The organism is Caenimonas aquaedulcis, assembly GCF_015831345.1.
Classification (GTDB): Bacteria; Pseudomonadota; Gammaproteobacteria; order Burkholderiales; family Burkholderiaceae_C; genus Ramlibacter; species Ramlibacter aquaedulcis.
The window spans coordinates 4,423,922-4,436,646 of record NZ_JADWYS010000001.1; the positions used below are offsets into that span (position 1 = coordinate 4,423,922).

12 protein-coding genes are annotated in these 12,725 nt (G+C 65.2%); 10 read left to right on the top strand and 2 right to left on the bottom strand.

Annotated elements, in window-relative coordinates:
• The first annotated feature begins 52 nt into the window (after window positions 1-52).
• Window positions 53-490 carry a DUF1810 domain-containing protein gene (locus I5803_RS21435; RefSeq protein ID WP_196988336.1) on the top strand — a complete coding sequence of 146 codons (438 nt, stop codon included), beginning with the start codon at window positions 53-55 and terminating at the stop codon, window positions 488-490.
• Here the strand turns inward: I5803_RS21435 and I5803_RS21440 are convergent.
• The gene (locus tag I5803_RS21440; RefSeq protein WP_196988337.1) at window positions 471-1,313 is read right to left on the bottom strand and encodes a dienelactone hydrolase family protein; all 843 of its coding nucleotides are present in this window, start codon (window positions 1,311-1,313) and stop codon (window positions 471-473) included. The genes I5803_RS21435 and I5803_RS21440 overlap by 20 nt on opposite strands.
• Window positions 1,314-1,463: 150 nt before the next feature.
• Here I5803_RS21440 and I5803_RS21445 point away from each other — a divergent pair, with 150 nt between their 5' ends.
• The 9 genes from I5803_RS21445 (at window position 1,464) to I5803_RS21485 (ending at window position 11,500) form a co-directional block, all read left to right on the top strand.
• Window positions 1,464-3,122, top strand: a complete 1,659-nt coding sequence (locus I5803_RS21445) for a phospholipase D-like domain-containing protein (protein ID WP_196988338.1) — start codon at window positions 1,464-1,466, stop codon at window positions 3,120-3,122.
• Window positions 3,123-3,220: 98 nt separating this feature from the next.
• A complete protein-coding gene (locus tag I5803_RS21450) occupies window positions 3,221-4,129 on the top strand; it encodes a pirin family protein (protein WP_196988339.1) in 909 nt (302 codons plus the stop codon).
• A 298-nt stretch (window positions 4,130-4,427) separates the two neighbouring features.
• Complete coding sequence (locus tag I5803_RS21455) at window positions 4,428-6,662, top strand: fibronectin type III domain-containing protein (protein ID WP_196988340.1); 2,235 nt, start codon at window positions 4,428-4,430, stop codon at window positions 6,660-6,662.
• A 92-nt stretch (window positions 6,663-6,754) separates the two neighbouring features.
• The gene (locus tag I5803_RS21460) at window positions 6,755-7,411 is read left to right on the top strand and encodes a DUF1294 domain-containing protein (protein WP_196988341.1); all 657 of its coding nucleotides are present in this window, start codon (window positions 6,755-6,757) and stop codon (window positions 7,409-7,411) included.
• A gap of 57 nt (window positions 7,412-7,468) precedes the next feature.
• Entirely contained in the window at window positions 7,469-7,789 is a 321-nt protein-coding gene (locus I5803_RS21465; protein ID WP_196988342.1) for a hypothetical protein, read from the top strand.
• Window positions 7,790-7,841: 52 nt separating this feature from the next.
• Entirely contained in the window at window positions 7,842-8,294 is a 453-nt protein-coding gene (locus I5803_RS21470) for a hypothetical protein (protein WP_196988343.1), read from the top strand.
• Window positions 8,291-9,010: a hypothetical protein gene (locus tag I5803_RS21475; protein WP_196988344.1), complete on the top strand. Its 720-nt coding sequence runs from the start codon at window positions 8,291-8,293 to the stop codon at window positions 9,008-9,010. Before I5803_RS21470 ends, I5803_RS21475 begins: the two co-directional genes overlap by 4 nt.
• A 124-nt stretch (window positions 9,011-9,134) precedes the next feature.
• Window positions 9,135-10,154: a potassium channel family protein gene (locus I5803_RS21480; protein ID WP_354001698.1), complete on the top strand. Its 1,020-nt coding sequence runs from the start codon at window positions 9,135-9,137 to the stop codon at window positions 10,152-10,154.
• An 86-nt stretch (window positions 10,155-10,240) separates the two neighbouring features.
• Window positions 10,241-11,500, top strand: coding sequence for a putative Na+/H+ antiporter (locus tag I5803_RS21485; protein WP_196988345.1), 1,260 nt, complete (start codon window positions 10,241-10,243; stop codon window positions 11,498-11,500).
• An 18-nt stretch (window positions 11,501-11,518) separates the two neighbouring features.
• On the opposite strand, the gene I5803_RS21490 is transcribed toward I5803_RS21485, so the two are convergent.
• The gene (locus I5803_RS21490) at window positions 11,519-12,631 is read right to left on the bottom strand and encodes a YihY/virulence factor BrkB family protein (protein WP_231402496.1); all 1,113 of its coding nucleotides are present in this window, start codon (window positions 12,629-12,631) and stop codon (window positions 11,519-11,521) included.
• Window positions 12,632-12,725: the final 94 nt, after the last annotated feature.

Sequence of the window (12,725 nt, forward strand, 5' to 3'; positions counted from 1 at the left end):
CCGCGCGTTCGTGACGTGCGCTATGGGTCGAAACCTGCCGTATCCTGCCGACATGGACCCCTTCAACCTCCAGCGATTCGTCGACGCACAAGCGCCGGTGTGGGACCGCGTGCTGATGGAACTCGCTGAGGCGTCGAAGCGCACGCACTGGATGTGGTTCGTCTTCCCGCAGCTTGCGGCGCTCGGCCGCAGCGGCAGCGCGAAGTTCTACGGGATCAGCGGCGCCGACGAAGCACGCGCGTACCTCGCGCACCCGCTGCTCGGCCCGCGCCTGCTCGAGTGCTGCGAGTTGCTGTTGACGGCGGGCGAGCGGTCCGCGCAAGACATCTTCGGTGACGTCGACGCGATGAAGCTGCGCTCGTGCCTCACCCTGTTCGATGCCGCGTCTTCAGCACCGGTTTTCGCGCAGTGCCTCGCCCGCTTCTTCGACGGCGAGCGCGATCCGCTGACTACCCGCTCGCTCGCGCCGCTCAGGCCAGACCCTGCTTGAAGGTCTCCAGCATGCGCGCCCACGCGCGCTCGGATTGCGCGGCGTCGTAGACCTGCGAGTCCGGCGGGCACCAGCCGTGCGCGGCCGGGTACACCTCCACCTCGGACGGCAGCTTCGCGGCGTCGAGCGCGGCACGCAGCGCGACCTTCGCCTCGGGATCGCGCTTGTCGTCGTTCTCGGCCACCGCAATCAGGTAGCGCGCCTTCGTCTGGCCCACAAGGCGATGCGGGCTGTCGGGCGCGGGGGTCACCATGGCAGCGCCATGGAAGGTGCCGACGGCGCCTACGCGGCCAGGGGCCGCCGTGGCGGTGCGCACGGCGATCGGGCCGCCCATGCAGTAACCGGTGGTGCCGATCTTGCGCGCCTTGTCCACCTCGGCCCGCGTATCGAGCCATGCGACGAAGGCCTTGCCGTCGGCCAGGTGCATGGCGGGGGTCAGGGCCTGCATCAGCGGCATCACCTCGGCGATCGGCGTGTTGCCGGCCTGCGACGCGGTGGGCGCCTTCTTCTGCCGGTAGAACGGGTTCACCACCAGCACGCTGTACCCCGACTCGGCGAGGCGCCGGCCCATCTGCCGGAAGGCGGGACGCAAGCCGAAGATGTCGGGCCACACCAGCACGCCGGGCGCCGGGCCCGCGGTGGGCGCGACGAAGTACGCGTCGCACGTGCCGTCGGGCGTGGTGATCGTCACTTCATGTTCCGACACCGCTACCGCATTCGCGACGCGCGGCAGCACCGTCAGCATGCCTGCGGACGCCGCCCACGCAGCGAAATCGCGGCGGGTGTATTTTTTGAGTTCATCCTGATCGTTCACATCGCACATGGTTGAGCACCTCATGAAAAACGGACGCACAGTATGCCTCCTCCAATTGGAGGAGGTGGCGCCGCCAAAACGCAGTTTTGGGGGTGAAGGCGCGTTGACGGTCGCGTTTCCCACTTCTAGACTGCGCTCATTTCCCAACGGGAGGGATCCATGCGCGAGAGCAAGACCACCGGCGGACTCAAAGTCTTCGCCGTCTCCGGAACCTATGTCGTACTTCTGGGCTTCCATCTGGACAAGGCGGCATGCGCGGGACTGCTCGGCTTCTCCATCCACCGCGTGGACCATACCGAAAACGAGGCGTACTACCTCGAAGGCATGAAGTGCTTCGCGGCGACCGATCCCCAGCTCGCAAGCGGCTCGCAGTACTCCACGCGCGACCATCCCGTGCAGAGCTTCCAGTGGGCCGACTACACCGCCAAGCCGGGGCACGATTACACATACACGGTCACGGCCCTGAAAGGAAGCCCGGAGCACCTCACGCCGCACGCCACGACGGCAGTCAGCCTGCGAACGGAAAGCCCGGAGGACGGCGACCACGACATCTACTTCAACCGTGGCGTGGCCGTATCGCAGGCGTATGCGCGGCGCTTCGGCAACCGGCCGCCGGACAAGGTGCCGAATCGGCAAGCCTTCATCTGGCTGTCGAGAGGGCTCAACGAAGCGCTGGAGGAATTCGTCTCATCCTGCGAGGCAGGCAGGCATTCCCTGCGCATCGCGGCCTATGAGTTCAACTATGCGCCCTTCCTGCAGCTGCTCAGGGCGACTCACAAGCGCGGCGTGGACATCAAGATCGTCTACGACGCGCGCAGCGACAATCCCGGGGCCACCAATATCCAGGCGGTCGAGGACAACGGCCTCAAGCAGATCTGCAAGCAACGTACCGCGGGCGCGTCCTACATCTCGCACAACAAGTTCATCGTGAAGCTGGAGCACGATGAACCGGTGGAGGTCTGGACAGGCGGCACCAACTTTTCCGAGAACGGGATCTTCGGGCACTCCAACGTCGCGCATGTCGTGCAGGACAAGGACATCGCCGGGGCGTATCTCGCCTATTGGACGGCGCTGCACAAGGACCCGGAAATGGCTGCGATCAAGGACAAGGCCGAAACCGAATCTCCGTCGATCACCGGCAAGCCACCGAAGGGAACGTCGGTGATCTTCAGCCCGCGCACGAACCTCGAGATGCTGGACTGGTACGCCGACCTGGCAGCCAACGCAAAAGACGGCTTGTTCATGACATTTGCATTCGGGATGAATGACAGGTTCAAGGACTCCTACGAAAACGGTACCGCCCCATTTCGGCTCGCGCTCTTCGAGTCGTTGATCCGGGCCATGAAGGAAGGGCCGGAGAAGCAGGCCGAGCTCGCGAAGATGCAGGCCCTGCGCAACATGCCCCAAAACACCTTTGCCGTGGGTGCGTTCATCCAGACCAACGCGCTGGATGGCTGGGTGAAGGAGCGCTTGTCGGGTCTGAGCAAGAACGTGCGCTACATCCACAACAAGTTCATGCTGGTCGACCCGCTCGGCAGCGATCCGGTGGTGGTGGCGGGTTCGGCGAACTTCAGCGTGTCGTCGACCACCGAGAACGACGAAAACATGCTGATCGTCCGCGGCAACACACGAGTCGCAGATATCTACCTGGGCGAATTCATGCGGCTGTATACGCACCATGCCTTCCGGGAATCCCTGCAATGGCGCAAGCCGGACGAACCGGTGAAGCACCTGGAAACCGGAGACTGGTGGGCCGGCTACTTCGGTGACACGCCGCGGTCGGTGCGGCGGAAGTTCTTCGCCCGGGTGCAGCAGTAGCGCGGTGGGGCGACCCTTGGGATCGTTCCACCTCCGCAACGGTCCGATCCGCCTTCACCCCCTAGTGAACCGCGCCGCATTGCCCCAACATTCTGAGCATGAGCACATCCACACTCCAGCAAGCGCCCACCCCCGCCACGCAAGCCCAGCGCCGCGTGGTCCACCGCACGCTCGGCCGTGGCCACGGGCCCATCACGCGGCTCATGAGCCCGGGGGACCTGGGGCAGTACCTCAAGCCTTTCGTCTTCCTCGACATCTTCGACATGGACAGGCGCGGGCCGCCCGGGCCGCGCATGCCCATCCATCCGCACTCGGGCATCGCCACCGTGACGGTGCTGACGCAGGGCGCGCTGAATTTCGAAGACCCGGACGCCGGCACCGGCACGCTCGGATACGGCGGCGTCGAATGGATGCGCGCGAGCGCCGGCGTGTGGCATGGCCAGGAGACGTCGCCGGCGGACGTGCCGCGCATCCAGGGCTTCCAGCTGTGGGTCGCGCTGCCGCCCGAGCTGGAGAACGCGCAACCGCAAAGCCGCTACATCGAGGCGCGCGACATGCGCCGCGCCGGCCCGGCGCACGTGATCGTGGGCGAGTACGAGGGCGTGCGCAGCCCCGTGCCGGCATGGGACGGCCTCAACTACCTGCTGGTCACCTTGCGGGCCGGCGAGGCATGGACTTACCAGCCCCCGGCGGGGCACACGGTCGGCTGGCTCGCGATGGCATCGGGCACGTTGGACGCGGGCACGGCGCTGACGGGCGGTGAGATGGCCGTGTTCGAGCCGGGCGAGCAGCCGATCGCTCTCGCCAACTCGGGCGACGAAGACGCGGTGTTCGTGCTGGGCTCGGCCGTGCCGCATGCGCATGAGCTGCACCTGGGCAACTACTCCGTGCATACGAGCGCGCAGGCGCTCGCGGCGGGCGAGCGGCGCATCGGGGAGCTGTACGAGAAGATGCAGGCGGCGGGGGATAGGCGGACGGCGTCGGGGGCGATACCGGTGTATCGCTGACGCGTCGCGAGCGCGCCTTCGGGCGGGCGCTTGCGGCGCGGCCGGCCTACGACCGCGTAAGGTCCCGGCCAGAGGGCGCAAATCTTCAGGCAGTAAGAGCATCTCACCAGTGTCGTGAGCCTGCCATGTGTTGTCGTCACGATCTTCGTCACAAAGCGAACTGCAGCTCGCGCCTCGTCGAGCGACCCTGCGCGCAAGAGCCATTGAACTTGGCGCGCTCCAGTTTCTTATGTACAGTTTCCCGATCGCTGTCTTCGTTGGTTTGGCGCCAGATTAGCGTCCTTACGGGAGGGGTCAGATGGTTCGCTTCTATTCCGCATGGACGTGGGGACGCATCGTCGTTCTCGGGTTGGCCCTTGTGTTGCCAATAGTGCCGTTGCTGGCCGGGCCGCATTCGAATTCGCAGCGCTTCCTGGCCAAGGCAACGTCTCACCTGCAAGGGTCGCCATTGCGCGCGGGCTCGGAGCCCGGTTGTACTGGCACCAACGACATCCCGGGCAGGCTGAGCGCGTCTGTCGTGGGGACCACGGTAACGTTGCAATGGCTCGCTCCATTCGGCTGCACGCCCACGACATACTCCGTCCTTGTCGGTTCGAGCCCCAACCTCTCCAATCTTGCGAACATCTCGACCGGCAACTCGTCCACGACTTTCACGGCCAGCGGCGTCGCGGCAGGCATCTACTATGTTCGCGTTGCTGCGCAGTCCGGGGCTGTCCGGTCGACCCCCTCCAACGAAATCGCCGTTGCCGTCGGACTCACGTGCGAACTACCCGGGGCACCCCTCGCCTTGGCAGCAACGGCAACGGCGTCCACCGCTTCACTGGAGTGGGATCGACCTGTGGGACTTCCTACAAGCTACCTCATTGAAGCGGGTTCGGCACCGGGCCTCTCCAATCTAGTCACGCTCACCAGCATCGGGCAAGCCACGGGACTTTCAACCGCGGCACCCGCGGGAACCTACTACGTGCGTGTACGGGCGCGAAATGCCTGCGGAACCGGCGAGCCTTCTAACGAAGTGGTCGTCGTGGTAACCGCTCCAACCGCGGGTTCATCAGATTGGAACGGGTCGCTGATTCTGACGGGCAACCAGGTCATGGTAGTTTCTGCGGCGAGTTTCACGGTGCGAGGGCGAATCGAACTGCATGACGCCAGCATGTTGATCATCCGCGACAGCAGCTTCACCCACGCTGCGGACTATGCGGGCCAGTTCGATCTCTGGGCCTATGACGATTCCAAGGTGATCATCGAGCGGTCTACGGTCGATTCATCTGCCTACGTGAGTTGGCGCTTTTTCGACCGATCCATGCTGCAAATGACTCACGTCGTCAACCAGTCGGCGCTGTGGAGCGGTTTTCAGCAACGGGCGCGCGGCACCTATGCATACGTGACGCGTGCCTACGGCACCGGCGCCGAAGGAAGCTCTTTGCAGGTTCACCACGCCGGTGAATCTTTCATCGAACTGGTGTTTCCTCCCGGGGCAACTGTCGATGAGGCCCTCCCGGCCTCCACTGGCACCACGGCCTACCAATTTCCCGGTGCGGGCGAGATTGGCGTGCGCCATACGCTCGCAATGACCAGTGTTCCGTCATCCAAATGGGGCATCACCTACAACCCCGAAAGTAACATCACGATTCGCCAGACAACCGGGCTGGTGGTTACCATGAACATTCCCTCCACCTATAGTGGCCTGATGGCGCAATTCGATGGTCTGCGGGCGGGGCTGTACCGCGATCAAGTGTGGGACACCGGTGCGTCACGACTGCGGCTTGTCGAGACAACCACCTTGCCTTGGAGTCCCATCGTCGCAGGCAATAACGCGCTCATCATCACCAATTCGGAACTCGCAGACATCGCCAACGTGTATGACACCGCATCGGTGTTTATCGCAGATTCGACTCTGACACAGGTGCGCGCGCACAACCGGGTTCGCTACACGCTGGAACGGTCTTATGTGTCGGGGGACGTAGTGGCATCCGACGACAGCGTGATTACGATGACAGGTGGAGGGATAGGCGGGCGTCCTGTACGCGATCCGTCGGCGCAGATGGTGCTGAGTGGCGTTCTGACGCACAGCCCCGAAGTTGAATTCGGCTACATCACGAGCATCACGGCCCGGCAAGGCGAAGTTCTGTCCGGTGGCGCATCGCTCAAGGCAAGCTATTCGGGCACAGAACACTACACATCGATCGTTCGGGCGAACCGTGCCTTGGTGCCTCTGATACGCGGGCGAACTTATACGGCGAGCTTCGGTTACAGGATTCTCACGACCCCGAGCCAGGGTTTTGAGCTGACGTTCGCTTCATCCACCGCTTTCGCGCAAGGGGTGTATTTGCCTAGCCTCGTGATCAACGGGGCGCCGGGGACTACTGGCACCGGCACTCTCACAGTCACGCTTGGTGCTTATGACGACTATGAGGTGGGCCTGTCGATCGTCGGAACGGGGAGCATCCTGATTGATGATTTCAGGATCGCGGATTCTGTCACAGGCGTGATCGTGAACGAATCCGTTGAAACGATTCTTGCCGCGCCGTAATCTGCGGCGCGGGCTTTCTGTTGCTGATTCGTCACTGGCGCCGTGGTGATGGTCCTCGTCCGCCTCGTGGGTACAGTGGGAGGGGCTTATTCGTGCGTAAAGAAGGAACGATCGTCCGTTGGGACGACGCCAAAGGCTTCGGATTCATTCGCACCGGCGCGGGTGCGCAAGACGTGTTCGTGCACGTTCGCGACTTCCGCGCCGGCGGCGGCGAAGCACCGCGGCAGGGCCTGCGCGTGTCTTTCGAAGACATCCATGTCGGCGGCAAGGGGCCGCGCGCGATGGCAGTTCAACCGGCAGGCGCCCCGGCCGCAAGCCGGGCACGCAGTAGCGAGGCCCGCCCCCCATCCCCCGCACGCAAGCGGGCGTCAGCGCTTGCAGCCCCCACCTCGCCGTCCGGTGGCTGGTGGGCCCTGCTGCTGATGATCGCTTACGGATCAGGACTCGCTTGGCTTGTGTGGCAGAAGCTGGCGCCGTGGTGGGTGCTCCCCGCATCCATCGCCTTGAACTTCGCCACCTTCTTCGCCTACTGGCAAGACAAATATGCCGCGCAGAAAGGCCGCTGGCGCATCAAGGAGGACACGTTGCACCTGTGGAGCCTCGCGGGCGGGTGGGGCGGTGCCTGGTTCGCGCAGCAGGTCTTGCGCCACAAGTCCGTCAAGTCGAGCTTCCGCGCCGCCTACTGGGCGACCGTGTTGATGCACTGTGCAGCGGTGCTGGCGTTCTGGTGGTTCTCACGGAGCGCCTGAATTTCAGCGACGCCAACTTCGAGTGTTGTCGTTGGCGCCTCACGTACGATCCCGACCATGTTCGCTCTTGCCCTTGGGATCGTCGCTTCGCTGTTGGGCGCATTCTTCTTCGGCTTCGCCATCCTGTTTCTCATCCAGGGTCATGTTCAGGCGGCGCTCGGTGGCTTCGTGGTGGCCGCAGTTTTTGGGATGATGCTGTGGGCGCTTTGGGTCTCCAAAGCCCGGCCCCCGGTCCTCTCTTCAGTGGACCGCATCCACAAGCCTTTTGCGTTGATCAGGGACGTCTTGCGGGCGTATCCCGGGGCGGCCGGCAAAGTCGGTGCCGGTCTCATGATCCTGATCCTCTTGTTGGGCTTGGTGGGTTGGCTGGTGCGATGAAAATTGGTTGGAGCCATTCCTCCGAACTTTCGTGGGTACCTCCATGCGCCTGATGACTTCCCTTCTCGCCGTTGCAGCCTGTCTCGTCGCCTGCGGGGGAAATGACGCACATGAGGCAAGCACCACCATCGAGATGGCGGGCAAGCAATTGGCCGTCCAGGACGTGCTGGTGAACTGGGACACGTCGCCGCAGGGCTTTCCGCTTGGGCCGTGCCTGAACTTCATGGTCGTCAGCACGATCGCCGCCGATTCCGCTCCGTTTCCTGCGGGTGTGGTTCCAACGATTGCAACGGTCAACCACGAGGACGCGGCCCTTTGGTCTGGAAGCATCGTGGGGAGCGAAATCCTGGTCTCAGGAGACCGGGTTCGCGCCGTGACGCGCGGGTGCGCGCCGCCGGCCGTGGTGGAAGGCATGCCGCTCGACGTCGTCTTCCAGATGTCCGGGCCCAACGATGAGATTCAGTTTCTGGCTTCACCCGCAACCGCGTTGCGCAGGACGTTTTGATTGCATCGGCTCAAGGCGCCCGATGCCTGCGCGGCGCCGTCAATCTCCTCGAAGAGCGTTACAAATCGTTCGACATCACGCGACCGATAGCGAGCAGTATCCCAATTGATACCCCGTTGATGCGGCCCGCCATTGCCCTCACCCAATCGTTCTATCAGCGTATGAATACAACCTTCACTGCCCGGGTACGTCGTGGTCTGGGCCGACTGGCTCAACTGGTTCTCTTGCCAGCCGTTCTGGCCTATGGGCTCGCCGCGCCGTCCGCGAAAGCATCAGTGGCCGCGCCGCCCGTCATCTACATTCAGGCGATAGATCCGGTTCTGGCGGGGCTCAATGGAGCGCCGGTTTTCACGTGGAGAACCGATGGCCGCCCGTTGCAATTCGGTGGCGGTGTGGATCGAACTCATACGGGGTTCCCCCCGGTCGATGTGTATTTCGGAGTGATGATTCCGGGCGGCCGCCTCTTTACTTGGACCCCCGGAACTGGGAGTGAACCGAACTTGCGGGAGGGACTGTTTCCGGCTGGGCAGGGTATCACTGCCATCCAGATATCCACCCGGGACTTGCTCGGAGCCAGTCCCCAGCGGCCGTTCTCATCAGCCGACCCGCTCGGTGTTTATTCAATCTTCTTGTTCCTGACGTCTCCAGGAGCCGACCCGCGTGACGCGCGCGGATGGTACGGCGCCAGCATGTCGCCGCTCGTGATCACCAACTGATCCATCATCGGGTGACTGCGCTACTCCGGCGCCGTCAGCCACTCCAGTTGACCTGGGTCAACTGCCTGCACGGGCCATCGCTTTAACGTGCAGCCTGCACCCACCCACGGAGACCACCCCCCAGGTGAACAAGCTCACGCGCAGCCGCCACTTCCGCGGCCTCGTCACCGGCGCCCTGGTGCTGGTCCTCGTCCACCTCGTGGGCACCCTGGGCTACCACTACATCGGCCGGCCGGCGGCCAGCTGGATCGACAGCTTCTACATGACCTTCATCACCGTGGCCACCATCGGCTACGGCGAGACGGTGGACCTGTCGGCGCATCCGCTCGGCCGCCTGTTCACCGTCGGCATCGCCATCGTGGGCATCGGCACGATGAGCTACCTGTTCTCCACCCTGGTCGCGCTGCTGCTCGAGTCCGACCTGAACGCCGCCCTGAGGAAACGCCATATGCAACGCCAGATCGCCGACATGCACCGCCACTACATCATCTGCGGCGTGGGCCGCGTGGGCAGCAACGTGGCCGAGGAGCTGCGCAAGACGCAGCGCGATTTCGTGGTGATCGAGATCGACTCGGCCACCATCGAGCGCTGGCTGGACCGCGCGCCCGACACGCTCTACCTGCAGGACGACGCGTCCAGCGACGACGCGCTCTTGCGCGCGGGCGTGATGCGCGCCGCGGGCGTGTTCGCCGTGACGGGCGACGACAGTCACAACCTGATGATCGCGCTGTCGGTCAAGCTGCTCAACCCGGCCACGCGCGTGGTGGCGCGGCTGCACGACATCCGCAACGCCGGCAAGGCGCGCAAGGCCGGCGCCGACGAGATCGTCTCGCCCGACTTCACCGGCGGCATGCGCATCGCCTCCGCGATGGTGCGGCCGCACGTGGTGAACTTCATGGACCAGATGCTGCGCGCCGGCGAAGGCCTGCGCGTGGAGGAGGTGGTGCTGCCTTCCCACAAGCCGCCGCGCGCTCTCGGCGCGCTGGTGCCCAAGTCGCGGCACTACATGCTGATGGCGACGCACGAGCACGGCCAGTGGGTCTTCAACCCGGGCGACGAGTACGTGGTCCAGCCCGGCGCGGCGCTGATCCTCATGGCGACGCCGCAGGGGCGGCGGGAGTTGCAGGAGCGGCTCGAAGCCTAGTGCGCTAGACTGGGCCCGGGTGCTGCACATCCCAAGTCAGCAGGTTCAGCGAAGGTCGGGCCGCCTCGCGGGCAAGCCGCGACTTCATGCACGACACCCCTTCCACCCTCCAGCTCGTTGCTGCCGCACTCTTCGCGGTGGCCTTGGTCCACACCTTCGCCGCCAAGCAGGTCGAACGGCTCTCCACGCGATACCCGCGCCACGCGGGCTTGTTCCACCTGCTGGGCGAGATCGAGGTGGTGTTCGGCTTCTGGGCGATCGTGCTGGTGGCCGTCATGGCGATCCTCGCCGGGCCCGCCGAGGCTCTCCAGTACGCGGAATCGCGTCAGTACACGGAGCCGCTTTTCGTGTTCGTGGTGATGGTGGTGTCCGCATCGCGGCCCATCCTCGTCGCCGTCAGCGGCGCCATGCAGTGGCTTGCGGACCGGTTGCCCGTGGACTCCGCCTCCGCTCGCGCCTGGCTGTCGCTGGCGCTCGTGCCCCTGCTCGGCTCGCTGATCACCGAGCCTGCGGCCATGACCATCGCGGCGCTTGCGCTCGCGCCGCAGATTTTCAGGCGCGAGGTTCCCGAATGGCCGAAGTACCTCGCATTGGGGGTGTTGTTCGTCAATGTCTCGATCGGTGGAACGCTCACTTCATTCGCCGCGCCGCCCGTCCTGATGGTCGCGGCCAATTGGGACTGGGACTCGGCGTTCATGGCCAGGACGTTCGGGTGGAAGGCGGCGCTCGCCGTCTTCGCGAACGCGACTGTCGCCACCTGGCTGATACGCAAGCACCTCGCGCCGCGCGCGCCGGAGGCGGAGGCGCGCGACGCGGTGCCTGCCTGCGTCGTGGCCGTCCATCTCATGTTCCTGGCCGCCGTGGTGGTGCTGGCGCACCATCCGGTCGCGTTCGTGGCACTGCTGCTGATGTTCATCGCCTACACCCAGGCCTACCCGCGGCACCAGGATGCGCTGCTGGTGAAGGAAGCATTGCTCGTCTCGTTCTTCCTCGCCGGCCTCGTCGTGCTCGGCGGGATGCAGGAATGGTGGCTCCAGCCCATCGTCGCCGGCATGTCGCCGGGCGTGTTGTTCTTCGGGGCCGCGGGCTTGACGGCGGTGATGGACAACGCCGCCCTGACCTACATGGGCTCGCTGATCGAGGGCATCCCGGATGCCGCGAAGTACAGCCTCGTGGCGGGCGCCGTCGCCGGTGGCGGCTTGACGGTCATCGCGAATGCGCCTAACCCGGCGGGTGTGGCGTTGCTGAAGGAAGGGTTCGCGGACGGCACCATCGGAGCCGCCGGCCTGCTCGCCGCGGCGGCGGGGCCCACCGCGGTGGCGCTGGCGGTGTTCTGGCTGCTCTAGCTCGGCGCGCCGGCGCGCTCAGCGGTGGGGCCACCAGCTGCGTCGCGCGGGAACATGGCGCATCCGCGCGATGAGGTAAGCCGCCAGCGGAAGGACGAGCACCGCCAGCGCGCCGCCCACCACGGCGTGGCTCGTGGACCGCGACGGCATCTTCCACACCGCGTGCACTGGTTCGGCAGGCTCGATCTCGTCGTGCGACGCCGCGGCAACGGACTCACCGGCCGGCACCTCGGGCGGAATTCCTGCGACAGCCGTCTGCGCCGTGCCTGCCACCGCACGCGCGCCCGACAAGGTGCCGTGTTCGTCCGCATAGACCTTCGTGAATTCGGCGCCGAGCAGGAAGATCTGCGCCGCGTAGTACACCCACGCGAGCAGCACCACGAGCGACCCGGCGGCCTGGAACGATTCGGTGATGCCGCTCTTGCCGATGTACAGCCCGATGAGCAGCTTGCCGACTTCGAACAGCACGGCCGTCACGCCCGCGCCGACCCACACGTCGCGCCAGCCCACGGGCGTCGTAGGCATCAGCTTGAAGATCATCGCGAAGAGCACGGTGGTGAAGCCCAGCGACACGGCCAGGTTCAACGCGTACAGCAGCGCGGCGGAGCCCGGCATCAGCCCGCCGAACCAGCTGCCGAACGCTGCCGTCGCGGCGCCCGCCACCAGCGACACCATCATCATGAACGCGAGGCCGAGGATCAGGCCGAAGGACAGCAGCCGCGCACGCACGATGGCCCAGAGGCCTTGCGGCTTGTCCTTCTCGGGCACGTGCCAGATGCGGTCGAGCGCGCTCTGCAGCTCGGCAAACACGGTGGTGGCGCCCACGATGAGCACGACGACGCTGATCAGCCCCGCGATCAAGCCGCGATCCTTGTCGCTCGCGCTGGCGACAAGTCCCTGCACGAGCAGGGCGCCTTCCTGGCCGATCAGCCCCGTGAGCTGGGCCGTGATCTGCCCCGTAACGGCCTCCCGGCCGAAGATCGCGCCCGCGATGGCGATGACGATCACCAGCAGCGGCGCCAGGGAAAACACCGTGTAGTACGAGATGGCGGCGCCCATGCTGGGCGCGAAGTCGTCGACCCACGCGCCGGCGGCCTTCTTCCAGAGCGAGAGCATGTGCTTGATGTTCATCATGCGGGTATAGCAAGAAGCCGCGCCGCGCTGCGTCGGAGAACAGCGACAACCTGCCAGTGGGAAACGCGTGTTCCGTTGAGTTGACGGGGGT